Origin of the sequence: Streptomyces sp. NBC_01446, from assembly GCF_026340095.1 — a bacterium.
GTDB lineage: Bacteria > Actinomycetota > Actinomycetes > Streptomycetales > Streptomycetaceae > Streptomyces > Streptomyces aureus.
Genome location: NZ_JAPEPO010000001.1, coordinates 3,704,356 through 3,729,025, shown reverse-complemented (window position 1 = coordinate 3,729,025; position 24,670 = coordinate 3,704,356). Strand labels below are relative to the sequence as shown.

Sequence of the window (24,670 nt, the reverse complement as noted above, 5' to 3'; positions counted from 1 at the left end):
CACCGAGCGTACCGCCGCAGCCGCAACCTGAGAACTCCGAAAGATGGCCGGGAGATCGAGCTGGGCAGGAGGCTCCACGGGCACCCGCACGCCATGCCCGTTCCGGATTTCGATCCCAAGTGCACATGGTTCGTCATGCCGTACGGCCCGTTGCCCCAGTTCCACAGCCTCGGCGTGAGTCTTTCCCGACCTGCCGTAGCAGCTTGGCAGTTGGCATGGCCACGTGGTGAAGCCTCTGGTAGATGGGTTTTCGACCAAGAAAAACCGCCGTACAGCAGGTCGAGCAGATCGACCGGTGGATCGCCACCGAAGAACGCCGCGAGATCGAGCGGCGCCACGGCGAGCAGGCCCGGCCGCCAGCCCCGGACTGGCCGTACACGTCGGCGGTTGCCACATGGCGGGTAAGCGCTCCCGTGACGTCGACCGAGATCAGGCACTGAGGGCCGTGACCGAGGGCGTCCCCGCTTGCACGCACTGCCGACCCGACACCGAACTCGGCCTGCTCGACTGGCGGAGCCCGCCCGGCTGGAAGAGGGGGGAGAACTCCGGACGGGGCTCTCTGTAATCCTGGCGCGACCGAGCTTGCTGCCGCATGCGTGGCCCGGCCATTCGGGTGACCATGGAGCTATGGGGATGGCGCCGATAGTCGTGCACCCGCCGCTCGGCACGGGCGGCCGGCGGGTAACCGCGCGCGGACAGATCCTCGGCCTCGCCTACTCGGATGGGGACGTCATCGAGTTCCTGCGCCGCGCCGGCCTGCCTGACGGGGAGGACCTGCTCGAGGATCCGTCGTGGGTGAAGTGGCACGGCGGCCGGGCGCACCACTACGAAGCGGCCTGAGAAGGGGCGGAGCGGCCGGATTCGAACCGGCGTCCTCGCGATTTTGAGACCGCGCGCGTCGACCTCTGCGCTACGCGCCGCCTTGATGGTGAGCTTAGCGGCCAGACTGGGCACCACGGTCGCCCCGTGGTGCGGGAGGTGCCGCAGGGTTTCTCCTCGCCGCAGATGCTGCAAGTCACGATGGGGACCGGGGGTCATGCGGATGAGGTCCACAAGTCTCTGACCTGGCAGAACAGGATCCGGTGTGACCGCCTGGCAGCACCCGTCACGATCTTGCAGGCCCTCGCCGTGCGCGGCTCCGGAGATCGTGTGACTGGGATGCGGAGGTTTGAGCTCCTTGCCCGCTGCCGTCCCTGGGACGTCTGCCGCCGCAGACCAGGGACCCGGTGGTTGGAGGCGCATCGTTCTCGGTTGCTCGGAGATCCTCTTGAGGGGGACCAGAGAGGCCATGGCCAAGGTTGCTACATCAGCCAGAGGGAGCTGCCGGTCGCGTCCGCCAGTTCGCGCAAGGCGCGTTCGCCCGGCCGTGCGGCGGCGAGCCGGAGCATCGAGTCGTTCGCTCGCGCTTCGTCGAACTTCTTCATCGTGATGGTGAGCAGGGCGAGTTGGAGGCCGAGGTCGAAGGGGATGTGTTCGCCCGAGGCGAGGTGGGTGATGCCCCGGTCGACGACCGTGCGGATCTCGTCGTGGCACGCTTCGACGAGCTCGCGGGTCAGTAGCGAGGAGATGTGCCGGTCGAACTGGAACCGGTCCGCGAGGGAGATCAGGGCTCGGGCTGCTTCGATGCGCCGGTCCGCGGTGTCGCGCTCCTCGACCATGTCGCTGCTGGAGCCGACCGCGTCGGCGAGCAGACCGAAGGTGTCGTCCTGGCTGAAGAAGCGGTCGGCGGACTGGCCGCGCCAGACCACGTCGTCGGGGTCGGCCGCGGCGCGGATGACCGTGTCGTAGCCGAGCGGGTCGGCCCAGCTGGTCAGCGCGCAGCAGGCGAGAAGGCGGCCGGCGGGGTCGGCGTCCTCGTCCTGGAGGATCTCGGTCAGGCCGGGGGCGCGTTCGAGGTAGCCGTCGCCGTCCAGGGCGTCGGCGATCACGTCGTCCGGGTCGGCGGGGTTGCCGTCGAAGTCGGTGTAGAGCAGGGCCCGCAGCCTGGGGCTCGGCTGCCAGCGATCCGTGGTGTCGGCCATGGGGTGAGCTGCGCTTTCCTATGATCCGGAGGTGGGGAACGGTCCGGTGACGTACTCCTTGGGAACGGTCCCGCTGATCAGCCACTCGCCGTCGCGGCGCGTGTTGAGCAGGGCCATGACCCTGTCGACGACCTTACGGGACTTGCCCTTGCTCAGCTCGAGGCTGTCGACGAAGTCCTGCGCGGGGTCCTTCTCGCCAGCTTTGAGCGTGGTGGGTACGTCGATCTCGCGTCCGGCGACCTTGTTGATCTCGTCGTTGATCGACTGCTGGATCTGCTCCGGGGGCAGGATCTCGACGCCCTGCACCTTGCCTGCGTCGATGTCCTTCTGGAGGCGCTGGTAGTCGACGCGGATCTCCTCGTTGCCGTAGACCTTCCCGGTGCCGTCCTGCGGGGCGAAGGAGGTGTACTGGCTGGACTCCTTGGCGGCTTTGTTCTTGCCGCCGAGGACGTGCTGGAGCGGGCTGATGTCGCCGTCGGGGTCTGCGGGAACGACGCCGATGTCCGGGTCGAAGCGGGACTTCTTCAGACCGAACGGGTTGTGTGTGGCGCCGAAGTCGTCGTCCTGGCGGATGAGCTTCGGTGACTCGACGATGCCGTCGAGGTCGAGTTCGGAGGGCAGCGCGGCACGTGGGCCGGGCATGGTCAGACCGTCGAACAGGTTGCTGAAACCGCCTGCCTCGGTCGCCGCCCTCACGGTTCCGGCGCCCGCGCCGAACATGCCGCCGTACAGCATTCCATCCGTAATCGCGTGACCGGCTTCGTCGAGGCTGAGGCCCTTGCTCTCGCCCGTGGCCATCGAGACGGGCTGGGTGACGGCCAGGTCCACGGTGACGGATTCGATGCCGCCGAGTGCTGCGGTAGCCAGGGTGGTGCCGGCGATGGTGGCGACCTCGGTGGAGACGGTGACGCCCATGGTGCCGGCCATTTCCACGATGCTCGCGGTGGCCGCTGCCGCGGCGCCTTCGGAGATGCCCGCGGTGAAGATAGCGAGTGCGGTTCCCGCGATGATCGTGGCGCCGACGATCTCCAGTTCGTGTTCGAGGTGTGTGACGGCCTTGTGGACGGCGTCGGCATACTTGTCGAGGGCCTTGGCCATGTCGCGGGAGCCGTCGATCATGTCCTGGAGCCAGCCGTGCTTCTGGTAGTAGTAGCGGCGCCAGTACGGGTCGTCGAAGGCGGATATCGCCTCGCCTTTGTTGTGCTCGATGATCGTGCGGGCCGACTTGTTCGCGGCGGCGGTGACGTCCTCGAGGTCGTCGGCGAAGTCCCGCCATGCTTTGGCGGCGTCGCGCAGGCCGTCCTCGTCGGCGTCCGGCCACCACATGCCGGTGAGGTCCTGGACGATCTTCTTGGCCTTGTCAGCGACGCTCACTTGCCGTCGCCCTTGCCGCCCTTGACGGCGATCCGGCTGAACATGGCACGCACCAGGTCGTCGTTGTCGATGTGACCGTCCGCCATGTCCGTCATCGCGTCATGGATGCTGGCCAGCCCGTCGGCGAGGATCTGCGCGGACTGCTCCATCTGTTTGACGTGCGGACCGTATGCCTTGTGGAAGGCGGTGCCCTGATCGTCGTCACCCCAAGGGGACCCAGCCGCGGACAACGCCGTCTTGAGCTTGGTCAGCGCCTTGGACAAGTCCATGCTGTGGGTGTGGAAGTGCGGGGCCGTCGCCTTCAGATCGGCGATCTTGATGTCGAGTATCTCACCCTTGTCACCCGTACCGCTGCTCATGAACGCGCGCTCTCCCCCGTGGTCGCTTCGTCAGCCGTACGACCCTAACCAGGCCGGGTAATTGGCAACTGTGAGGGCAGCAAAGGCAAGGCAAAGATCCATTCGAGGAGGGGCAGATCGTTGCCTGACGTCACAAGTGCGCCCACCAGTAGGCTCCGCCGGTGACGACACTGAACCGGTTCCAGATGACGCTGGACGATCACGAGTGCACGGTCGTTGTGGACGGGAACAACGCGAGTGGCTCTGTGACGTCCGTCCACGTACACCGCCGATCCCGGCGCGCCCCCGCTCGTCCTGCTGGAACTGGCACCGAGTGAGACCTGTCGGGCCGCGCTCGATCTTCTTGCCCGCGTGGAGGTTGGGCTGTCCGGCGGTCCCGGCCCTGCCGTCGCCGCGTTCCTCGAGGCCATGGACCCGGTCGAGGTCGAACGGACCGCGCTCGCTCGCGTGGATCTGGAGAACGTGCCGGGTGGTTGGACGGCTGCGGTGCTACGGCAGTTGGCGGAATGGGCTCGTGGGGCTTGACCTGTCCGGGATTCGGCGGGTGGTGGAGCGGATGCTCGATGACCGGGTTCGGATCTGGCGTGACGTGGGGGGCGCGGCGACGACGTCTTGGACGAGACGACCGGCGTCCTGCGGCCAGCGGACGGAGTGCTGGTGTGGGAGGGCGCTGGGGCCGTCGTCCTCCGAGGCCAGCCTGCGGCCGTGGCGCCCCTCGACGGATCCGTGGCCACACAGCGGGTGATGACGACGTACGAGGCGCTGCTGCCTGTTGAGGCACCGGAGGTTCGCGCCGGGGATCTGTTGACGGTTCTGGACTCGGGCAGAGATGCGTTGCTGGTGGGCTTGCACGGCCCGGTCCGGTTCGCTCGCCTCGGATTGAGGTGGGTGGGCGGACCGGGCCCGCGTCGTGTCTTGCGGCGATCGTAGAGTGCGCGCCGCAGGCTCTCGGGGGATCGCGGCGTCGCTGAAACATCCCGTCCGCCTCACCGCATCTAAAAGGTGTGGGGCGATGAGGGGGAGGGCGCCTGATGAGGCGCTCCAAGGAGAGCGGGTTCCGGGAGTTCGCGGAGGCCCGGACAGGACACCTGTTCCGTTCGGCATGCCTGTTGACCAGTGGCGACACGCACTTCGCCGAGGATCTGGTGCAGGAGACGCTGGGGCGGATGTACGTGGTGTGGGGGCGGTCGTCACGGGTCGGGAACCCGGCGGCGTACGCCCAGACCGTGCTCATACGCGCCTTTCTCGCGCACCAGCGGCGGCGTTCCGCGCAGGAGCATCCCAGCGACGAGATTCCGGAGACCTCGGACATTCCGCCGGGCGACGCCTCGCTGCGGATCACTCTTCTCGACGCGCTGCGGCAGCTGCCGCCGAAGGACCGGGCGGTGATCGTGCTGCGGTACTGGGAGGACCGATCCGTGATGGAGACCGCGGAGATTCTGAACGTCAGCTCGGCGGCGGTGCGTATGCGGAGCACGCGGGCGCTGGCCCGGCTGCGGGAACAACTGGGCGGCAGCGTGGCCGAGTTCGCCGCGTAATGAGCTTGACCCGATTCGGTGTGAGGAGTGGTGGTCGGTATGCCAGGGACAGACGAAGACCGTGACCAGGAAGCCTTCGTGGGTGGCCTCGGGGAGGCCCTGCGGATAACGGGTGAGACGTTCAACGCCACGGGTGGGCCGCTGGTCGACGGCGGCATGGCGCGCGGCCGGCGCAGGCTGCGGCGCCGGCGGGCCGCGACGGTCACAGGGAGCTTCGCCGCGCTCGCCGCGGTCGGATTCGGTGCGTCATACGCAGCCGGGGCCTTCGGGGCCGAGGCCGGGCACGGCAGCCCGGTGGCCGCGCAGCCCGAGCCGGGGAGTACGACGCAGGGAACGACGAGCACGCCGGGCGAGGGGCCGCAGTACTCCGCCAGCCATCTGATCAAGACCCTCGAAGGGCTGCTGCCCGACGGCAAGTTCAGCAGCGCGTCGGGCCGCGGTACGGAGGACGGGCGCGGGCCGCTCGCCTCGGTCGTCTTCGACGACGGCAAGGGCAAGGCGGCGATCGGCCTGAGTCTGGGCCGGGTCGACCCTGAGGGCGCGGGGGTCGCGGAGCAGCTCGCCTGTCCCGAGAAGGTCTACACGCCGTACGACTCCTGCTCGAGCAAGACGCTGGCCGACGGCTCCCGGCTGCTGCTCCTGCAGGGCTACGAGTACCCGGACAAGCGCGCGGACACCAAGTGGTGGCACGCGTACGTGGTGACGCCGGAGGGCTACACCGTCGACGCCAGTGAATGGAACGCACCGGCGGAGAAGGGTGAACCCGTCTCCCGGGACGAACCGCCGCTCAGCACCGCACAGTTGAGGGCCCTGGTGACCTCGAAGGAGTGGCGTCCGATACTGCGGGCCCTGCCGAAGCCGCAGGACGAGCCCGTGCAGCAGCCGGTCCCGCAGGCTGCCGGCGGCGACACCATCCTCAAGAACCTCACCTCGCTGCTGCCGAAGAGTGCCAAGGTGACGACCCGCCAGGGCGAGGACGGCTTCGCGTACGTCGTGGTGAACGACGGGAAGGGTGCGAGCCTCGTCCAGATCAATGTGCAGGCGAACATGTCGGATGTGGAGGGTGAGCTCTTCGGCTCCGGTGCGCAGACCCTGCCTGACGGCACGAAGGTTGTCACGCATCAGGGGCCCGGCGAGAAGGGGGGCCGGGGCGTGGTGATGTGGACTGTGGACAGGATCCGCAAGAACGGGTTCCGCGTGGTGATATCGGCGTTCAACTCGGGCGCGCAGAACACCGCGGCCACGAGGACCACGCCCGCGCTGACCATGACCCAGCTCAAGGCGATAGCCACGAGCGGGAAGTGGCGGGGGTAGGGCGCCGGGGGACACTCTTTGGCTCGGGGCTCGGGGCTCGGGGCTCGGGGCTCGGGGCTCGGGGCTCGGGCTGGCGCCCGGCGACCGGCGAGCCGCATGTGCTGACCAAAGACCGGTGACCAGTGACCCCGGTGATCAGCGTTCGTCGGCTGTGGGGTCAGGTGGGTCGTGAGTGGCTCTACGGACGGATGTCACTTCGCGTCGGCGTAGCACTTCACCGCTGCGGTGGTGAAAGGGAAGTGGACCGGGGTGTCGCCGAACGTGAGGTGGCCGGCCAGCTCTGCGGCCTCGCGGATCGCCGCGGTCACGGCTTCCGCTTCCTCTTCCGGGCAGTGCACGATCACCTCGTCGTGCTGGAAGAAGACCAGTTCCGCCGCCATCCCGGTGCAGGACTGGCGCAGGGCGGCGAGCATCAGGTCGGCCCAGTCGGCGGCGCTGCCCTGGACGACGAAGTTGCGGGCGAAGCGGCCGCGGGCGCGGGAGTTCGAGGAGGCGTAACCGGGGGTGAACTCGGTGCCTCCTGAGGTCTGTTCGGGTGTCGGATCGTCCTGGGGGATGCCTGCCTCCTCCTGGTCGCCGGCACCGGCGACCGGTGGGCAGGTGCGGCCGAGCCAGGTGCGTACCAGGCGGCCTTCCTCGCCCGCGCGGGCCGCGTCGTCGACGTAGGCGACGGCTTGCGGGAAGCGGCGGCGAAGGGCGGCGAGGTTCTTGAGGCCGTCACCTGACGTCTGGCCGTACACCGCGCCGAGCACCGCCAGCTTTGCCCTGTCGCGGTCGCCGGAGAAGGCCCGGTCGGAGACGGACTGGTAGAGGTCGGTCTCCCGCCCGGCCACCTCCATCAGGCCGGGGTCGCGGGAGATGGCGGCGAGGACGCGGGGTTCCATCTGGTCCGCGTCGGCGACGATGAGCCGCCAGCCCGGGTCGGCGACGACGGCACGGCGGATGACCTTGGGGATCTGGAGTGCGCCGCCGCCATTGGTGACCCAGCGGCCCGTGACGGTGCCGCCGGGCAGGTACTCGGGGCGGAAACGGCCGTCGCGGACCCAGTCCTGGAGCCAGGACCAGCCGTGTGCGGTGTAGATCCGGTACAGCTTCTTGTACTCGATCAGGGGCCGCACCGCCGGATGGTCGATCGACTCGATCTCCCAGCGGCGAGTGGACGTGATCTTCACGCCGGCCTGGGTGAACGCCTTCACCACGTCGGCGGGCAGATCGGGGCGTACGCGGCGGCCGAAGGCCTCGGACACCTCGTCGGCCAGTTCGGCGAGGCGGCGCGGTTCGCCGCCGCCCGCGTAGCGCTCGCCGAGCAGTTCGTGCAGAACGGAGCGGTGCACGTCGGCGCTCCAGGGGAGGCCGGCCGCGTTCATCTCGGCCGCTACGAGCATGGCGGCGGACTCGGTGGCGGTGAGCAGCCGCATCCGGCCCGGGTGGGCGGTGGCGTCATGGCGGCGCTGCTGATCGGCGTACACCTCTATGAGGTCTGCGAGGGGGACATGAACGGGTTGTGGTTCGAAGAGGGAGGACTGGGAGCCGGGGGTCGCGGCGCGTTGCGGGGGGTCCGGGGGGACGGCCGTCCCGCGGATTCTGGCCAGGGCTGCGGCCGCGGAGCGGGGTTCCCCGAAGCGGCCGGCGTGACCGAGGAGGAGGGTCTCGGCGTCCTCGATGTCGTAGCAGCGCGGTACCCGGACGCCCGCGGTGAGCAGGCGGGGGTAGACGGCCGCTGTCGATCGCCAGATCCAGCGCGTGACGTCAGGACGGGAGCGGACCGCTTCCGCGAGGCTGGGTTCCTGGCGGACCGGGGCGGTGGGTGTGCCGTTGGCACCGAGCGGCGCGAGCTGGGCTCCGCCGTCCTCGGTGGCCGCGATGGCCCACTTCTCGGTCATGTCGGTGAGTCTTGCACCCGGCACTGACAGCGCCGGTCGCGTCGGGAGCCTGTCCCGGCGGGGTACCGGGTCTGGCTGTGGGTCCGGCCCTGGTGTGGGTCAGGTGTCGCCGCCCTCGTCGATCAGGCGGCGGACCTCCCGGTCGATCAGGCCGAGACGGGCCTCCGCGACCAGAGGGACGGCTCTGCGTTGCCGGCGGGCCTCGTGGAGTTCGATGTCGATTGTCACCAGGGCCGGTTCCCACTTGGGGGCCTGGGCCACGACCGTCCCGCGTGGGTCGACCACTCGGGAGCCTCCCCAGAAGGAGGCGCCGTGTTCGTTGCCGACGCGGTTCACGAAGATGACCCAGCACTGGAGCATCTTCGCGGTGTAGGCGAGGAGCGTGTCCCAGTACAGACCCGTGTCCATGGCCTCCGGGTCGAGTGTCGCCGCGCTGTTCGCGGGGACGATGACGACCTCCGCGCCGTCCTGCACGGCGAGCCACGGCAGGGCCGGCTGCCAGGCGTCGTTGCAGACGAGGGTCGCGGCGCGGCCGTGTCCGTGCGGCAGGTCGTACGCGCGCAGATGCTGGCCGGGGCTGACGTGCTTGCGTTCCTCCCAGGCCAGATAGTTCGGCAGGTACAACTTGCGGTGGGAGTGGAGGAGTTGGCCATTCGCGTAGTAGGCGGAGGTGTTGTAGGCGCGCAGGCTGGTGTGTTCGTGCAGGCCGATCACGACGTCCGCACCGAGCGTCGAGAGCGCGGCAAGTCGCGGGTCCGTCACGGGGAGGGAGGCGTCCTGGTGCAGGGCGCCGAGGTGATAGCCGTGCAGGCTCAGTTCGGGGAACACCACGAGGTCGGCGCCCTGGGCCGCCGCCTGCTCGGTCTGCTCCCGGGCGACGGCCAGATTCGTGTCCACGTCGCCGAGCACACAGTCGGTCTGCGCAAGCGCCACTCTCATTCCTCGAGCGTCGCAGCGTCCGGCGGAGTCGGCATCCGCAGAGGCGCGCGGCGGCCCGGTCGGCGGAGGCGGAGTCCCCGTGGGCGGCTGGGGCGGGTGCGGCGGCCTGCCCCGGGGCAGCCCGGAGGCCTCACGCCATCAGAGGCATCAGAGACATCAGGGCCATGCGTGTCGCCGGGACCACCAGTGTCACTGGGGTCGCCAGGACCGCTAGAGCCGCCAGGACCACCGGGACCGCTAGGACCGTCGGGACCACCAGGACTACCTGGACCACCGGGATCGCCAGTTGCGTCACCCCACCAGAAGCACCAGCTTGCCCCGCACGTGGCCCGACTCGCTCAGGGCCTGCGCCTTGGCCGCGTCGCGGAGGGGGAACGTGTCGGCGATCGAGATGTGGATCTTGCCGTTCGCGGCGAGTGCGGCCTGGCGGGTGAGGCCCTCGCGGGCCTTGGCGCGGTCGCTGCCGCCGGACGCGAAGGGCACGTTATATCTGGCCGCGTCGGGGTCGGCGATGGTGACGACCCGGTCCGGCGTGCCGCCGCGCAGTTCGACCGAGGCCGCCAGCGCGCCCTTGCCCGCCGCGTCGAACACCGCGTCCACCCCCTGTGGGGCCGCCGCGCGCACCCGCTCCACGAGCCCGTCCCCGTACGCGACGGGGATGGCGCCGACGGAGCGCAGGTACTCGTGATTGGCGGGGGAGGCCGTGCCGATCACCGTCGCACCGAGCGCCACGGCCAGCTGTACGCCCATGGAGCCGACCGCGCCCGCAGCGCCGTGGATCAGCAGCGTCTCACCGCTGCGTACTCCGAGCAGGTCGAGTACGCGCTGGGCAGTCTCGCCGGCGATGGGGAGGGTCGCAGCCTCGGCGGGTTCGAGTCCGGTGGGCCTTGGGGCGACGGCGGAGGCCTGGGCCAGGGCATGGGCCGCGTAGGCGCCGGTCTCGGTCCAGCCGAGGACTTCGTCGCCGACGGAGAGGCCGGTGACGCCCTCGCCGACCTCGTCGATGGTCCCGGCGAACTCGTTGCCGGGCACGGCAGGCAAGGCGGTCGGGAAGACCTGCTCCATCCAACCGTTTCTGATCTTGTACTCGATGGGGTTGACCCCGACGGCAGCGACCTTCACCCGGACCTGGCCGGGACCCGCGTGCGGCTCCGCGACGTCGTCCTTGAAGCGCAGTACCTCGGGTCCGCCGAACTCCTCGAAAACGATGGCTTCCATGCCGGTGCCTGCCTCTCACTGTTTGGTCGAACCAGACGGGGGCTGGTCCTGCTGGTGGCCACTGGTGTTCTCTGGAGTTCCTGGCGATCTTGTACGTTCTCCTGCGCTCGCCAGAGTTACGTTCTCCGGAGTCGATCGTCGCCGGGGGCGGGCCGCCCCGCCCTTCCAACAGTTCGGCCTTCCCGCGACCCGCAGTCCCACCGACGCCCTCTCTCCCACCCACGCCCTCTCTCCCACCCCGCTCTCTCACCCACTCACGCCATTCCGGTGCCCCCGTCCCGCGCCCAGCACGCCCGCCGCCACAGCGACCACCGCGCACACGCCCACGGCCGAACTGACGACACCCCACGGCACCACTACCCCAGCCTCAAGCCCCGCCCCCGCCCCCGCACCGGACTCCGGCGAGAGGAGGTCGAGCGCGGCCGCGAGTCCGCCCAGGTTGAGCCCGGTGACGGCCAGTCCGAGGGCCGTGCCGGCCGCGACCGCGACCAGTGCCTCGCCGGCGAGCATCAACCTGACCTGCGCCGGGGCGGCCCCCGCCCGGCGCAGGGCGCGCAGTTCCCCGTCCCGTACGGACGCGGCCATCAACTGTGTTCCGGCGAGCGAGATCGCCGTATAGGTCAGGGCGATGCCCAGGAGCAGCAACATCCCTTGCCGGGTCTGGGGTTTGACCCTGGGGTGGGTGGCGTCGAGCCAGGCGGCTGCTGTGCGTACGCGCACGTCGTGCCCGGACGTGGCCGCTCGCAGTGCGTCCGTCACCGCCGCGGGTGAGGCGCCCGGCGTCAGGCGTACGTCGATCCGGTCGACCGGTGCCGCGCCCGCGTTGGCCATGGTGACGTACGCGCCGTTGTCGCCGGTGCCGTGCGCCAGGACGGCGGCGATCCGGAGTGTGGTGCGGCGGCCGTCGCCGAGCCAGACGGTCAGGCGGTCGCCGACGCGGTGGTGTTCCCACTCCTCGTTGACGACGATGGAGCGGTCGTCGAGGTGGCGTATGTCGCCGGAGACGACGGGGAGCCGGCTGGTCGCGGCGAGGGCCGTGGGGTCGCTCACGGCGCGCGCCTCGGAGCGGACGAGGGCGGTGCCCTCCTCCCGTACGAAGGCCGCGGTGGAGGCGGACGGAGACAGGGCCGCCACGCCCGGCACCGGCCGCCGCGTAAGGCTCAAGTCATCACCTGTGGTGATGAGTTGGGAGTTCGTCTGCTCGTTCGCCTCCTGTGCCTTCGCCGCGCTCACCGACTCCGCCGAGCCCATCAGGGAACCCGCGAGTGCCACTGTCACCAGTACGGGTGCGGCGACCGCGGCGGTGCGGCGGACGGAGGTGGCGGCGTTCTCGCGGACGAGGAGACCGACGGCTCCAGGCAGCCGGATCATCCGCAGCACCGGGCGGACAAGGAGCGGGGCGAGTGCGGCGGCCGCGGTGATGAGGATCATCGGCTGGGTGGTGTACGTCTTGCGCTTCAGGAGCGCCGACGGGTCGGTCCAGAGGGTGTGGACCGTCAGGCCGAGTCCCAGGGTGAGGAGCGCCGCGCCGACGATACGGCGGCTCCACGGCATGACGTCCGTGTCCACGTCGGCGTCCCGCAGCGCTTCCACCGGGCCGATGCGTCCGGCACGCCGCGACGCGGCCCATGCTCCCGCGATCGCCACGAACAGGCCCGTCCAGAAAGCGAGTTGAAACGGCCATGAGGTCCAGTAGGTCCAAGAGGTCCAGTAGGTCGACTGCGGTGCACCGGTGCCGTTCGCCGTGAACCACGGGGGTGCAATGCCGTTGTCGATCAGCGCGCGGGCGAGCAGTGGCGCGCCCCAGGAGCCGAGGGCGCAGCCCGTGGCGCTCGCCGCGACCCCCACCGCGAGGGCCTCGGTGAAGAGCTGACGCCGTACGCGACCCGGAGTGGCGCCCGCGAGCCGCAGCAGCCCGAACTCCCGCCTGCGCAGGGCGACCACGAACGCGAACGTCGACGCCGTGACGAAGACGGCGACGAACGCGGATACTCCGCCGGCCGTGCCCAGCATCGCCCGCACCGCGACGACCGCCTGGGCGTCGCGCTCCGCGCCCGGGTCGGCCAGGCGTCGTGCCGCGCCGGTCAGGACCTGTGCCCGGTCGCCGACCACCTCGCGTACGGCGGTGACCGAGGCGTCGACGCCGACCGCGTCCGGCGCGAGATGATCACGGTGGACGGTGCCCAGCTCGGCGAGCTCGCGCAGCAGTTCTTTATCCACAGGCTGTGGATGGGGAATCTTCTTCGAATCGTGGGCGCGGCGCGGGCCACGGTCGACCTCAACGGTCAAGGTGTCGTGTGGCATGACCACGACGGGTTGTGCGGCGAAGCGCTGAGGCTTGCCCGCAGGCGGATCGGCGGCCGCCGCGAGCCCCAGCCCCATGCTCGCGACCAGGGCCACCCCGAGCGCGACGGCGACGAACGCTCCCGCGAAGAGGTGCCGGCGTGTCCGCAGGTTCGCCCAGGCGGAGGTGAGTGTGGTCAGCATGCGCCGACCTCCTCGCCGGGCGTGTTGCCGCCGGACAGGGAGCGAGCAGCGGCGGACATGTCACCCGTGCCCGAACCCGCACCCGCACCCGTGCCCGAACCCGCGGTCGTGCCCGAACCCGCGGTCGTGCCCGAACCCGCACCCGTGCCCGAACCCGCGGTCGTGCCCGAACCCGCGGTCGTGCCCGAACCCGCACCCGTGCCCGAACCCGCGGTCGTGCCCGAACCCGCGGTCGTGCCCGAACCCGCGGTCGTGCCCGAACCCGCGGTCGTGCCCGAACCCGCGGTCGTGCCCGAACCCGCACCCGCGCTCGTACCCGCACCCGTTTCCGCACCCCTGGAGCCCCCCGAGCCCCCCTCAAGCGCCGTCATCCGCGCCGCGACCCTCTCCGCGTCCGGTGTCAGGAGCTCGTCCACGACCCTCCCGTCGACCAGGAACACCACCCGGTCCGCACGGGCCGCGGCTACCGGGTCGTGCGTCACCATCACGGTCGTCTGGCCCTCCCGGTCGACCAACTCCCTTAGCAGAGTGAGGACGTGGCGGCCGGTCGTCGTATCGAGGGCGCCCGTCGGCTCGTCGCCGAAGAGGACGGCCGGCCGGGTGATCAGGGCGCGAGCCAGGGCCACCCGCTGCTGCTGGCCGCCGGAGAGCTGTGAAGGGCGATGCCCCGCGCGCTCGGCGAGACCCACGCGGCCCAGCGCCTCGCGTACCTCCGCGCGCGAGGGTCGCCGACCGGCGAGCCGCAGGGGGAGTGCCACGTTCTGCGCGGCAGTGAGCGACGGCAGCAGGTTGAAGGACTGGAACACGAAACCGATCCGGTCCCGGCGCAGGAGTGTGAGTGCCCGTTCGCCGAGTCCGGTGAGGTCGGTCCCGGCGACGGTGACGGTGCCCGACGTCGGACGGTCCAGGCCCGCGGCGCACTGGAGCAGCGTCGACTTCCCGGACCCCGAGGGCCCCATCACGGCGGTGAAGGTCCCGGCGAGGAAGTCGAGGTCGACCCCGTCGAGGGCGGTGACGCCGCGGTACTCGCGACGTACGGCGGTGAGGCGCACAGCAGGTGTGGTCATGCCTCAACCCAACCGCCGCGGCGCCCCGCGAACACGACCACTGGGGGGCGTCCCGGGGGTATGGCCAGCCCTACCCCCCGTATCCGCCTGAGACCATGGAAGAGAAGACGCGGCAGATCGCACGGCAGATCGCACGGCACACCGCACGGTGGACTGCACGGCACACCGCACGGCGGACTTGCACGACGGACTGCATGGCGGACTGCATGGCGGGTCGCGCGACGGACCGCGTTGCGGACCGCACGGCACACCAGACAGGCAAGGAGGCGGGGCCCCGCATGACGGAACGTACGACGCGGACCACGGTCGAGCAGGCCTTCGGCGCCGCCCTGTACGGGGAGGGTGCGGAGGCCGGGCTCGACACGGGTGCGTCCCTGCTCGCCGCCGACCCGTCCGCCGACACTCAACTCGCCCTGCGTGGGCAGGAGTTCGTACGCCGGGCCTGGGGGCGCGGCTGGCAGCCGGCCGACGTCATGCGCATCGTCGTACGCGACCTCGAAGAGGCCCCGCACGGACACATCGCGGCCCGCTTGATCCGAGCCGAGACCGCGCGTTACGAGTACCTGCCCCCGCGCTGGGACGCACAGCTCGCCGACCTGCCGCAGGACACGAGTGCTGGCGGGGTTCCGCGTCTGGACCGCTTCTCGTACGCCACCGCCGTCCTGGAGCTGTACCGCCTGCTCCTGCGGCTCCCGCCGATCGAGGCCGTGGGGCCCGTGCCGGGCGAGTCCGTGGCGCGGCCCGTCGCGGGGGAGCCGCGCGAGCTCGCCCGGATCCGCGCGCTGCTCGCCAAGGCCGAGGCGACCGCCTACCCGCCGGAGGCCGAGGCGCTGGCGGCGAAGGCGCAGGAGCTGATGACCAGGCACAGTGTCGACGCGGCGCTTCTCGCGGCCCGTACGCACGCGAAGGACACGCCCGTCGCGTGCCGGATCGGCGTGGACGCCCCGTACGAGACGGCGAAGGCGGCCCTCCTGGACGCGGTCGCGTCGGCGAACCGCTGCCGCGCGGTGTGGAACAGCGGTTTCGGTTTTTCCACGGTCGTCGGCTTCGAGTCCGACCTGGAGGCGGTGGAGCTGCTCCATACGTCGCTGCTGGTGCAGGGCACGGCGGCGATGACGCGCGCCGAGGCCGAGCAGCGGGCCGGGGGACGTAAGCGGACCAAGACGTTCAGGCAGGCGTTCCTCGCCGCGTACGCGCACCGCATAGGCGACCGGCTCGCGGCGGTGGCGGAGGAGGTGACCGGCCGGAGCCAGGAGGGCGGGCTGCTGCCGGTCCTGGCGGCGCGCGATGTCGCGGTGTCCGGCCGGACCGACGACATGTTCCCGCAGACCGTGACGACCCGGGTCCGGGGCGTCAGCGACGGCGCGGGCTGGGCGGAGGGCGTGGCGGCCGCCGACCGCGCCCGCGTCTCGGACCGCGCCCGAGCCTCCGGTCGTGCCGAAGTGTGCGGCGGCGGCACGCCCCGGTGAACCGAACGCGCCCGCGTCACGGAACGCGCCCGCGTCACGGAACGCGCCCGCGTCACGGAACGCGCCCGCGTCACCGAACGCGCCCGCGTCTCGGACTGCGCTCGCGCCTCCGGCCGTGCCGAGATGCGCGGCGGCACACCCGGGTGAACCGAACCATCCCGACCCATATGTTCGACTCGCCCGTATTCTGACGGAGTGAGCTGGTTCCGGGCGCTGAAGGACACCACCCGCTCGGGCCTGAGTGTCGAGCGGAAACGCCTGGAACCCCTGGTCGCCCTGCGTGGCGCCGCCGGCCTGGCCATCGTGATCACGGTCAGCCTCACGTTCTTCGGCCCGGCGGTCGCGGCGAGCTCCGCGTTCGGAGCGTTCCAGGCGGCGATCGCCACGTTCCAGCGCAGCTGGCGCCCCCGCCCCGAGCTGGCCGTGGCATCCGGCGCGAGCCTCGGCGTCTCGACGTTCCTCGGCTATCTCACCGGCGGCCACCTCGTCCTGTTCCTCGCGCTCCTCGTCCTGTGGACGTTCCTGGCGGGCCTCGCCTGGGCGGCGGGTCCGACGATCGGCATCATCGCGTCGTCGAACGTCGCGATGATGCTGGTCACGATCACCCTGCCGACGTCGGTCGCGGCCGCCGCCGGGCACGCCGCGATGATGGTCTTCGGTGGCCTCGTCCAGGCCGCCCTCGTGATCCTCTTCCCGGTACGCAGATGGGGCGCGCACCGCGACGCCCTGGCCGACGCGCTCGCCGCGGAGGCCGACTACGCGCGCCGGCTGCGCCACGACCCGGTCGCCCCGTTCGACGGGGAACCGCTGATGCTGGCGCGCAACGCCGCCGCGCTCACCCCGCGCCAGGCCCGCACCCGCCCGGCCCAGCTGCGCGGCGCCCGCGGCATCGCCGAACGCATCCGCCCGGTCCTCGCCTCGCTCGCGGACCCGGCGGTCGGCGTCCCGGACGAGGGGCCCGAACGCGAGCGCGTCCTGGAACTCCTGGGCGCGGCGGGCTCGATCCTGGACGCGGCGGCGCGAGCGATCCGCCACGGCGCGCCGGTCAAGGTGCCCCCGGCGGCGGTCGCCACGTTCAAGACCCCCGACACGGGGGCGATCCTCTCCGGCCCGGCGAAGCGAGCGGCGGCGCGCCTCGGCTCGCTTCTGAGCGACGTACTGGAGACCGCCGGCGCCCGGACGGACACCCAGCATCCCGAGCCCCGCACCGAGAACGCCCGGCTCACCCGCCCCACCCTCGTCCGGCTGCTGCCCATCGCGGCGGGAGCGATGCGCAGGGAGCTGTACCGCGGGTCGCCGATTCTCAGGCACGCCATCCGGGTGTCGGCCGTCGCGGCGGTCGGCTACCTCATCGGCACCGCCCTCCCCTTCGGCCACGGCTACTGGGCGCCGATGGCCGCCGTCATGGTCATGCGCCCCGACTTCTCGCAGACGTACTCGCGCGCGGTGGCCCGTTTCGGCGGCACGCTCATCGGAGTCGCCCTCGCCACCGGGCTCGTCCAGATCGCCCACCCGGACACCGGGCTCTCCGCGACGCTCGCCGTGATCTGCGCGGGCCTGATGTACCTCGTGATGCGTACGGGCCAGCTCGCCGCGCAGGCCTGCATCGCCGCGTACGTCGTGTTCCTGCTCGGCATGGGCGGCGAGGCGTGGGACCAGACGGTCCCCGAGCGGGTCATGCTCACGCTCGTCGGCGGCCTCCTCGCGATGCTGGCGTACGCGGTGTACCCGGCCTGGGAGACGCCCCGCCTGCGCACGCGGCTCGCGGACTGGCTGCTCGCCCTCGGCCGGTACGGCGCCGCGGTGATCGGCCGCTACGCGGAGCCCGGCGGCGGGAACCTGCCCGATGTGCGCGAGGCCCTGCTCGCCGCCCGCACGGCCGAACTCGCCTGGCAGGAGGCCGCGTCCAGGGCGCGGACCGAACCGGTGCGCCACCGCGGCCTCTCCCGCGCCGCGGGCGACGACGCCGAACACGCCCTGCGGCACATCGGCCGGGTCGAGATGCTGATGGAGGCGCATCTCCCCGAACGGGACGCGACCCCGGTTCCGGCGGCCGCCCGGCTCGCGAAGGCACTGCGCACCGCCACGGAGGACGGCGCGCGTGCGGTGCGCGAACGCCGGGTGCCGCGCTGGCAGGCGGTACGGGACGCTCTCGCGGACTGGGACGGCGAGGGCGTACCGGACCGGGTCGTACGCCGAGGCGCGGGCCTGCTCCTGGAGGCCCTGGAGGATCTCTCGGACGCACTCGACACCGATGTACCCCCGATCACCCTGAAACCCGACGACCCGCACACGCCCGACGACCCGCACACGCCCGACGACCCGCACACGCCCGACAACCCGCACACGCCCGACAACCCGAAGCCGGACGACCGGAAACCCGGCGCCCCGAAACCCGGCGCACAGAAACCCGAAGGGCCGCCCGGTCCGGAGGATCGAGCGGCCCAATAACGGGGGAGCAGCGACGAAGAAACCGGCACTGTCGCCCGATTCGCCCGAGCCGTCCGAGTCGGCCGCGTCAGCCCCGCGTCAGGACTTGGGCAGCCCCATCGTCGGGAACCCCGACGGCAGCTTCCCGTCGTCCGTCTTGCGGAACGTGTCGTCCCCGAGGCCTTCCCACGACACCTTCAGGGTCGTGGCGTCGACGGACTTGACCTGCCCCATGTTCCGGTCGGTGTTCCCGTCGGCACACTTCAGGGTGAGCATCTGCATGCCCATCTCGTCGCCGGCGGTCCCGCTGCACACGTGCTCGCCGACCAGGGCCACCTTCTTGCCGCTGATGAGCAGGGCGATGCTCTTGCCCTGGGAGGTGGTGACCCAACTCCCCTGAAGACTCCCGGACTTCCCGCCGGAACCGGAACCGGACCCACCTGTGTCGGCCCCCGTGGACGCCGAGGCCTGCGGCGTCTCCTTGGATTTGCCGCCGTCGCCCCCGTCGCCGCTGTCGCTGCTGCATCCGGTGATCACGAGCGCCGCGGCAACTCCCGCCGCGGCGGCAACGATCCGTACGCGCTTGAGCACAAGATCCCCCTACGTTGCGGATGTGACTGCCGGTACGTGGCCCGGCCCGCAGCAAGCTACCAGCCGCCCCTCACGTCACCAGGAAGGCTTCCGCACTCCGGTCAGGAAGCCCTGCGTGTGCCTGCTTGCGCAGGTTCACCCGGGAGAGACCGAAGGTGCGCAGGTATCCGCGCGGCCGGCCGTCGGCATTGTCGCGGTCGCGTACGCGGGTGGTGCTCGCGTCCCTCGGCTGACGTGCCAACTCCCTTTGTGCGGCGACCCGTTCCGCCCGGGTGGACGACAGTCGGCGGACGATCTCGTTGAGCTCGACCCGGCGCACGGCGCGGCGGGCGACGACCTTCCGGCGTTTCTCATCCCTCGCGATCTTGCTCTTCCTCGCCATCAGATCCTCACTCCACGGGCACGAATCCTGGCGACGGCGGCCCCGACGCCGCTCGCGTCGACGGTCCAGATCGCCCTGGCGCTCAGCCGCAGCCGTACGTGCCGGCCCCGGTCGGCGTGCGGTGCGCGGACATGGCGACGCACCTCTCGCCGTGACTGTGGCCCGTGGCCCGGAGCTGTGAACCGGAGCTGTGACCCAGATCATATTGAAAACGAGATTCATTTTCATATACTAGCCACATGGCACGCAACGAACTCCGCCCAGTGATCAAGCTCAGATCCACCGCGGGTACGGGCTACACCTACGTCACCCGCAAGAACCGCCGTAACGACCCCGACCGCGTGACCCTGCGCAAGTACGACCCGGTCGCAGGCCACCACGTCGACTTCCGAGAGGAGCGCTGAGCCCGTGCGAAAGGACATCCACCCTTCCTACGGCCCGGTCGTCTTCCGTGACCGTGCCGCGAACCACGCCTTCCTGACCCGCTCGACCGCCACCAGCGACAAGACCGTCGAGTGGGAGGACGGCCACACCTACCCCGTCATCGACGTCGAGATCTCGAACGTGAGCCACCCCTTCTACACGGGCAACGCGCGCGTACTCGACACCGCCGGACGCGTGGAGCGCTTCGAGCGGCGCTTCGGGAAGCAGGGCGGCCGGTGACCCGGCTGTCTGTGGTGATCGACGGCGGCCCGCACGCGTAAGCGCGCCGGGCCGCCGACGAGGAGCTGCTCGTCACGGTCCCGGGCGGCGTCACGGTCCTGGGCCGCGCCGCGCTCCACCACGACCTCCTGACTGCCGTGCAGGGCACGGTCGTACGGACCCTGTGCGACGCCACCGAGGGCCTCGCCATCGGCGAGGCGGTCCTGGAGGGCCGGCCCCGCGCGTTCGACCCGCCCCTGGAGGTCCGAACGCGAGCGGGGGCGTCAGAACGGGAACTGGCTCCGGCCGTGCTGCACGGAGATCCACTTCTGTGTGGTGAACGCCTCGACGGTGGCCTCGCCGTTCAGCCGGCCGAGCCCGGACCGCTTCTCGCCGCCGAACGCGACGAGCGGCTCGTCGTGCACCGTCCCGTCGTTGACGTGGATCATCCCGGTGTCGATGCGCCGCGCGAACGCGACGCCCCGCTCCACGTCCCGCGTGTGCACGGCCCCGCTCAGCCCGTACGGGGTGTCGTTCGCGACCTCCACCGCCTCCTCGTCCCCGTCGAAGGGGATGAGGAGCGCGACAGGGCCGAAGATCTCCTGCCGCAGCACCGGGGAGTCGGCCGGCAGGCCCGTCAGGACACTCGGCTCGACCAGGTTACCGACGGCCTTGCCGTGCAGCAGTGCGGTCGCGCCTTCCGCGAGCGCCTGGTCGACGACGCCCGAAACAGCTTCCGCCTGCGTGGAGTTGATGACCGGACCGATGACGGTCGACGGGTCGCGCGGGTCGCCCACCTTGAGGGACCTGACCTTGGCGACGAACTTCTCGGTGAACTCCTTCTCCACCTTGCGGTCCACCAGGATCCGGTTGGCGGCCATGCAGACCTGGCCCTGGTGCACGTACCGGCTGAAGACCGCCGCGTCGACGGCGTAGTCGACGTCCGCGTCGTCGAGCACGGTCAGCGCGCTGTTGCCGCCCAGCTCCAGGACGGCGTGCTTGAACTGTGAGGCGCACACCGTTGCGACGTGCTGGCCCACCGCGTCCGAGCCGGTGAACGAGATGACCTTCGGCACCGGGTGGGTGAGGAGCGCGTCGCCTATCTCCGCGATGTCGGTGATGACGACATTGAGCAGACCGGCCGGCAGGCCCGCGTCCTCGAAGATCTTCGCGACCAGGGAGCCACCGCAGATCGGAGTGTTCTGGTGCGGCTTGAGAACCACGCCGTTGCCGAGGGCCAGCGCGGGCGCGACCGACTTCAGCGACAGCAGGAACGGGAAGTTGAAGGGGCTGATGACGCCCACGACGCCGACGGGAATGCGGTAGACCCGGTTCTCCTTGCCGTCGACGGGCGACGGGATGACCCGCCCCTGCGGGCGCAGCGCCAGCTGGATCGACTCGCGCAGGAACTCCTTGGCGAGATGCAGCTCGAACCCGGCCTTCAGCCGCGTACCGCCGAGTTCGTCGACGATCGCGTCGGATATCTCGTTCTCGCGTTCCTCGACCAGGCGCAGTGCCCGCTCGAAGACCAGGCGTCGCGTGTACGCGTTGGTGTCAGCCCAGCTCTTCTGCGCCCGCTCGGCCGCGCGGTAGGCCTCGTCGACCTCGTCGGCCGACGCCACGGTGATGGAGGCCAGCTTCTCGCCGTTGTACGGGTTGAAGTCGATGATGTCCCACGCCCCACGGCCGGGACGCCATGAACCGTCGATGTATTGCTGGGCCAGTTCGGTGAAGTAGGACATGAGATCCCTTGCTGCTGCCGGCAGACACCTAATGGCTCGTCATCTTACGTCTGTACCAGTCGAGTTGTGGTGTGGTTAGGGCGCCCGACCGATCGCCGACGATCGGAAATCGGGCCGGAAGGAGCGGTTCTCGGCCAGCCTTCGTCAGCGGGTACGGGGCAGCGGGTATGGGGAAGCGGGTATGGGGAAGCGGGTATGCGCCGGCAGGTATTGGTCAGGCGGCCTTCGCCAGCAGGCCGCGGATGATGTCCACGCTCTCCGCGGGCGTCGGGCATTCCGCCTGAAGGTGCTTCATCGCCCGTGCGTACTGCGTGACGTCCTCGCGCTTGTCGAGGTACAGGGCGCTGGTGAGCTGCTCCATGTAGACGATGTCCGAGAGGTCGGACTCCGGGAAGCTGAGCATCGCGAAGGCACCGGTCTCACCCGAGTGGCCACCGAATCCGAACGGCATGACCTGAAGCGTGACGTTGGACCGCTCGGAGATGTCGATCAGATGCTGAAGCTGACCCTGCATCACCTCCGGTCCGCCGTAAGGGCGTTGCAGAGCCGCCTCGTCGAGTACCACGTGGAACTCGGGGGCGTGTTCGGAGACGAGGAGCTTCTGCCGCTCGAGGCGCAGCGCCACACGCCGGTCGATGTCCGCCTTCGGCGCGTCCTTCATGCCCCGGGCGACGACCGCGTGCGCGTACCCCTCGGTCTGAAGCAGCCCGTGCACGAACTGCACCTCGTAGGCGCGGATGAGCGACGCGGCGCCCTCCAGGCCGACATAGGTGGGGAACCAGCCGGGCAGGACGTCCGAGTACGTATGCCACCAGCCCGCGACGTTGGCCTCCTTGACGAGGGAGAGAAGCGCGCCGCGCTCCGCCTCGTCGGCGACTCCGTACAGGGTCAGCAGGTCCTCGACGTCCCTGGCCTTGAAGCTCACCCGTCCCAACTCCATGCGGCTGATCTTCGATTCGGATGCGCGGATCGAGTAGCCGGCCGCTTCCCGGGTGATGCCACGCGATTCACGCAGGCGCCTCAGTTGCGAGCCCAGCAGGATGCGTCGCACCACCGAGCCGCTCGACTCTCCCGCACTCACGTCGCTCCACCCTCCCGATCGCTCCAGCAGCCGAAGTCTGCCATTAAAACGCTCCGGCCCGTACTCGTTCGGTTACAGAAACGGAAAGGTTGCGAAAGGTCTCCACAAGAAGTCGTGGGAAGAAATGAGCAACAAGTGGTACGCGGGGGGACAGGACGGGCGCGTGCACGTGCATCTGCCCTTGCATCTGCTGTACGCATTCGGAACGATGGCCCACGCACCACCGCTCCACTCGCTATGTACCGCGAATCCCGGGAGTGCCTCGCATGGGGACGAATGGACCGGCCATGCTCGAGCCGTTAAGGCAGGGGCTTCCGCCACTCGACCCTTCAGCCGTTTCCAGCTCCGCCTCCTGCGCACTTCCCGCACGGTACGAAGCGGTGGGCAGCGCCCGTAAGTTCACGCGCGGGACGCTCGACGGCTGGGACGTGGCGGAGAGATTCGACGACGTCTGTCTCGTCGTCTCCGAACTCGTCACCAACGCCCTGCGGCACGCACTGCCCTCGGACACCCCGCGCTCGCAGGACCCGCCGGTGCGGCTGCACCTGATGCGCTGGACCTCACGCCTGGTGTGCGCCGTGCGCGACCCCAGCGACGAGAGCCCCGTCGCCCGCGAGGCGGAGGACGACTTCAACGCCGAATCGGGCCGCGGCCTGTTCCTGGTCGACTCGTTCAGCGACGGCTGGGGCTGGCATCCGCTGGCCGGCACGCTGAACGGGAAAGTGGTGTGGGCACTGTTCCGGCTGTGAGGGCTGACAACTGGGCATCGCCAGTTGAGAGTTGGCGACTCATGGGTGATGGCTGACGACTTACGGCTGTCACCTGTCACCTGTCGTCTGACGGTGATCAGATGACAGTTATCGTCATCTGTCATCTGTCATCTGTCATCTGTCATCTGCCAGTTGTCATCCGTCAGTTGTTGCCCGGCAACCGTCGCCCGGCAACGGTCACCCGTCAGCTATCAGGTGATCGAACTCCCCGTCCTTGACGCCCAGCAGCATCGCCTCGATTTCGGCGGGCGTGTAGACGAGGGCCGGGCCCTCCGGGAAGTTCGAGTTGCGCATCGCCACCCGTCCCCCCGGCAGTTTCGCGAACTCCACGCAGGAGCCCTGCGAGTTGCTGTGCCTGCTCTTCTGCCAGACCACACCGTGAAGTTCCGTGGCCGCCATGCCGTTGTACACGTGGTGCACAGGTCACTCCCCGGTCTTGCTGTGGCCTATGAGGCTCATGTGGCCAGTGAGTCAGGTGTAGTGGTCAACTGTCCTGGATCATAGCTGCGTTCACATGCCGATGCATGGGCAGATGCACGTGCACGGGGGGTGTTCCCACGGTTACAGCTCTTCGAGCGTCTGCCCCAGCGCCCGCATGACATGCGAGCGCCAGCCCCCGTCCATGATCTTCCGCGCCATCATCTGTGCCGGATCGTCCGGATCGAATCCGTCGTGCACTAGGAAGAGACGCGTGCCACGGCCTTCTGGCTCCAGGTTCCACGTAATGGTCCAGTCCGCAGAATTGGCCGGATCCCGGTCCTGCCACCGGACGCTGAGCATCCGCTCCTCCGCGTACGCGAGGACCTCGACGTCGACGGTGCCGGAGAAGCCGGTGTTGGGTCGCGGCACGGTCGTCATCACGTACCGGTGGCCCACCTCCAGGCGGAAGTCCTCACTGCCCGGCATCAGCCACTGGGTGATCAGCTCGGGTTCGGTGAGGGCGCGCCAGACCTTGGCGGGCGGGTGAGGGAGGAACTGGTCGACGGTGATGCTCGTGAGACTCATGACCCGTCATCGTCGGGCATGCGGTCGAGGAGTTCGGCGAGCCCCTTCAGGCGGCCGCGCCAGAACCGCTCGTACGGATGGAGCCAGTCCTGCACCTCGGCCAGGGGGGCGGCCTCGAGCCGGTAGATGCGCTGCCGTCCCGCGCGTTCCTCCGATACGAGGCCGGCCTCGCGCAGCACCTTGAGGTGCTCCGAGAGGCTGGGCCGGCGCATCGCGAAGTGGTCGGCGAGGGCCTGGACGGGCTGGGGGCCCTCGTCCCTGAGGAGGCGGAGCACCTCGCGTCGTGTTCCGTTGGCGAGCGCGGCGAACAGCCGGTCCTGGCCGGCGGTGTCGGTCGCGCTCACGGTAGCCATCGGCG

Annotated in this window: 24 protein-coding genes, 1 tRNA gene and 3 pseudogenes; 11 read left to right on the top strand and 17 right to left on the bottom strand. The window is 70.3% G+C overall.

The window, feature by feature from the left end; all coding sequences use genetic code 11:
• Nucleotides 1-242: 242 nt before the first annotated feature.
• From OG456_RS16645 to OG456_RS16635, 3 genes are all read left to right on the top strand, one after another.
• Nucleotides 243-440 carry a hypothetical protein gene (locus tag OG456_RS16645; RefSeq protein WP_266569569.1) on the top strand — a complete coding sequence of 66 codons (198 nt, stop codon included), beginning with the start codon at nt 243-245 and terminating at the stop codon, nt 438-440.
• On the top strand, nt 395-565 hold the full coding sequence (locus OG456_RS16640; RefSeq protein WP_266561741.1) for a DUF6233 domain-containing protein: 171 nt from the start codon (nt 395-397) through the stop codon (nt 563-565). Before OG456_RS16645 ends, OG456_RS16640 begins: the two co-directional genes overlap by 46 nt.
• A gap of 62 nt (nt 566-627) precedes the next feature.
• Entirely contained in the window at nt 628-840 is a 213-nt protein-coding gene (locus OG456_RS16635; RefSeq protein ID WP_266561739.1) for a hypothetical protein, read from the top strand.
• Between the two features lie 5 nt (nt 841-845).
• On the opposite strand, the gene OG456_RS16630 is transcribed toward OG456_RS16635, so the two are convergent.
• From OG456_RS16630 to OG456_RS16615, 4 genes are all read right to left on the bottom strand, one after another.
• Nucleotides 846-921: transfer RNA gene (locus OG456_RS16630), tRNA-OTHER, on the bottom strand.
• 380 nt (nt 922-1,301) lie between these two features.
• The gene (locus OG456_RS16625; RefSeq protein WP_266561737.1) at nt 1,302-2,021 is read right to left on the bottom strand and encodes a hypothetical protein; all 720 of its coding nucleotides are present in this window, start codon (nt 2,019-2,021) and stop codon (nt 1,302-1,304) included.
• Between the two features lie 18 nt (nt 2,022-2,039).
• Nucleotides 2,040-3,395: a hypothetical protein gene (locus OG456_RS16620; RefSeq protein ID WP_266561735.1), complete on the bottom strand. Its 1,356-nt coding sequence runs from the start codon at nt 3,393-3,395 to the stop codon at nt 2,040-2,042.
• On the bottom strand, nt 3,392-3,754 hold the full coding sequence (locus OG456_RS16615; RefSeq protein WP_266561733.1) for a hypothetical protein: 363 nt from the start codon (nt 3,752-3,754) through the stop codon (nt 3,392-3,394). The genes OG456_RS16620 and OG456_RS16615 overlap by 4 nt, the downstream gene beginning before the upstream one ends.
• Nucleotides 3,755-4,366: 612 nt before the next feature.
• Between OG456_RS16615 and OG456_RS50815 the strand changes: the two genes are divergently transcribed.
• The 3 genes from OG456_RS50815 to OG456_RS16605 all read left to right on the top strand — a co-directional run bounded on the left by OG456_RS50815 (nt 4,367) and on the right by OG456_RS16605 (nt 6,606).
• Nucleotides 4,367-4,684: a DUF6093 family protein gene (locus OG456_RS50815; RefSeq protein ID WP_353963608.1), complete on the top strand. Its 318-nt coding sequence runs from the start codon at nt 4,367-4,369 to the stop codon at nt 4,682-4,684.
• A gap of 101 nt (nt 4,685-4,785) precedes the next feature.
• Entirely contained in the window at nt 4,786-5,292 is a 507-nt protein-coding gene (locus OG456_RS16610) for a SigE family RNA polymerase sigma factor (RefSeq protein WP_266561731.1), read from the top strand.
• 39 nt (nt 5,293-5,331) lie between these two features.
• Nucleotides 5,332-6,606 carry a hypothetical protein gene (locus OG456_RS16605; RefSeq protein WP_266561729.1) on the top strand — a complete coding sequence of 425 codons (1,275 nt, stop codon included), beginning with the start codon at nt 5,332-5,334 and terminating at the stop codon, nt 6,604-6,606.
• A 191-nt stretch (nt 6,607-6,797) separates the two neighbouring features.
• Here OG456_RS16605 and OG456_RS16600 read toward each other — a convergent pair whose 3' ends face one another.
• The 5 genes and pseudogenes from OG456_RS16600 to OG456_RS16580 all read right to left on the bottom strand — a co-directional run.
• Nucleotides 6,798-8,489 (bottom strand): bifunctional 3'-5' exonuclease/DNA polymerase, encoded by a 1,692-nt coding sequence (locus OG456_RS16600; RefSeq protein WP_266561727.1) that lies wholly within the window; start codon nt 8,487-8,489, stop codon nt 6,798-6,800.
• Nucleotides 8,490-8,588: 99 nt separating this feature from the next.
• Nucleotides 8,589-9,428 carry a nitrilase-related carbon-nitrogen hydrolase gene (locus OG456_RS16595; RefSeq protein ID WP_266561725.1) on the bottom strand — a complete coding sequence of 280 codons (840 nt, stop codon included), beginning with the start codon at nt 9,426-9,428 and terminating at the stop codon, nt 8,589-8,591.
• A gap of 291 nt (nt 9,429-9,719) precedes the next feature.
• A complete protein-coding gene (locus OG456_RS16590; protein WP_266561723.1) occupies nt 9,720-10,646 on the bottom strand; it encodes an NADP-dependent oxidoreductase in 927 nt (308 codons plus the stop codon).
• A 246-nt stretch (nt 10,647-10,892) separates the two neighbouring features.
• Nucleotides 10,893-13,133: an ABC transporter permease gene (locus tag OG456_RS16585; protein WP_266561721.1), complete on the bottom strand. Its 2,241-nt coding sequence runs from the start codon at nt 13,131-13,133 to the stop codon at nt 10,893-10,895.
• A 356-nt stretch (nt 13,134-13,489) separates the two neighbouring features.
• A pseudogene (locus OG456_RS16580) lies at nt 13,490-14,200 on the bottom strand (ABC transporter ATP-binding protein); the annotation flags it as partial.
• A gap of 278 nt (nt 14,201-14,478) precedes the next feature.
• Between OG456_RS16580 and OG456_RS16575 the strand changes: the two are divergent.
• Nucleotides 14,479-15,669, top strand: coding sequence for a DUF2786 domain-containing protein (locus OG456_RS16575; protein WP_266561719.1), 1,191 nt, complete (start codon nt 14,479-14,481; stop codon nt 15,667-15,669).
• A gap of 195 nt (nt 15,670-15,864) precedes the next feature.
• On the top strand, nt 15,865-18,120 hold the full coding sequence (locus OG456_RS16570) for an FUSC family protein (protein ID WP_266561717.1): 2,256 nt from the start codon (nt 15,865-15,867) through the stop codon (nt 18,118-18,120).
• A 78-nt stretch (nt 18,121-18,198) separates the two neighbouring features.
• On the opposite strand, the gene OG456_RS16565 is transcribed toward OG456_RS16570, so the two are convergent.
• The 3 genes and pseudogenes from OG456_RS16565 to OG456_RS16555 all read right to left on the bottom strand — a co-directional run.
• On the bottom strand, nt 18,199-18,690 hold the full coding sequence (locus OG456_RS16565) for a hypothetical protein (protein ID WP_266561715.1): 492 nt from the start codon (nt 18,688-18,690) through the stop codon (nt 18,199-18,201).
• Between the two features lie 75 nt (nt 18,691-18,765).
• Nucleotides 18,766-19,072 (bottom strand): annotated as a pseudogene (gene rpsN / locus OG456_RS16560) (30S ribosomal protein S14).
• A pseudogene (locus OG456_RS16555) lies at nt 19,072-19,179 on the bottom strand (50S ribosomal protein L28); the annotation flags it as partial. The pseudogenes OG456_RS16555 and rpsN, both read right to left, overlap by 1 nt.
• Nucleotides 19,180-19,311: 132 nt before the next feature.
• Here OG456_RS16555 and rpmG point away from each other — a divergent pair.
• Together rpmG and OG456_RS16545 are read left to right on the top strand one after the other, a co-directional pair.
• Nucleotides 19,312-19,476 carry a 50S ribosomal protein L33 gene (gene rpmG / locus OG456_RS16550; RefSeq protein WP_227296576.1) on the top strand — a complete coding sequence of 55 codons (165 nt, stop codon included), beginning with the start codon at nt 19,312-19,314 and terminating at the stop codon, nt 19,474-19,476.
• A gap of 4 nt (nt 19,477-19,480) precedes the next feature.
• Entirely contained in the window at nt 19,481-19,735 is a 255-nt protein-coding gene (locus OG456_RS16545) for a type B 50S ribosomal protein L31 (protein WP_266561709.1), read from the top strand.
• A 263-nt stretch (nt 19,736-19,998) separates the two neighbouring features.
• On the opposite strand, the gene OG456_RS16540 is transcribed toward OG456_RS16545, so the two are convergent.
• Both OG456_RS16540 and OG456_RS16535 read right to left on the bottom strand, forming a co-directional pair.
• A complete protein-coding gene (locus tag OG456_RS16540; RefSeq protein WP_266561707.1) occupies nt 19,999-21,456 on the bottom strand; it encodes an aldehyde dehydrogenase family protein in 1,458 nt (485 codons plus the stop codon).
• Nucleotides 21,457-21,670: 214 nt separating this feature from the next.
• Entirely contained in the window at nt 21,671-22,537 is an 867-nt protein-coding gene (locus OG456_RS16535) for a helix-turn-helix transcriptional regulator (RefSeq protein ID WP_266561705.1), read from the bottom strand.
• 266 nt (nt 22,538-22,803) lie between these two features.
• Between OG456_RS16535 and OG456_RS16530 the strand changes: the two genes are divergently transcribed.
• A complete protein-coding gene (locus tag OG456_RS16530) occupies nt 22,804-23,286 on the top strand; it encodes an ATP-binding protein (protein ID WP_266561703.1) in 483 nt (160 codons plus the stop codon).
• Between the two features lie 198 nt (nt 23,287-23,484).
• Here OG456_RS16530 and OG456_RS16525 read toward each other — a convergent pair whose 3' ends face one another.
• From OG456_RS16525 to OG456_RS16515, 3 genes are all read right to left on the bottom strand, one after another.
• Nucleotides 23,485-23,727 carry a DUF397 domain-containing protein gene (locus OG456_RS16525; protein ID WP_100597687.1) on the bottom strand — a complete coding sequence of 81 codons (243 nt, stop codon included), beginning with the start codon at nt 23,725-23,727 and terminating at the stop codon, nt 23,485-23,487.
• A 141-nt stretch (nt 23,728-23,868) separates the two neighbouring features.
• Complete coding sequence (locus OG456_RS16520; RefSeq protein ID WP_266561701.1) at nt 23,869-24,312, bottom strand: SRPBCC domain-containing protein; 444 nt, start codon at nt 24,310-24,312, stop codon at nt 23,869-23,871.
• Nucleotides 24,309-24,665: a helix-turn-helix transcriptional regulator gene (locus OG456_RS16515; protein ID WP_266561699.1), complete on the bottom strand. Its 357-nt coding sequence runs from the start codon at nt 24,663-24,665 to the stop codon at nt 24,309-24,311. The genes OG456_RS16520 and OG456_RS16515 overlap by 4 nt, the downstream gene beginning before the upstream one ends.
• Nucleotides 24,666-24,670 lie beyond the last annotated feature (5 nt).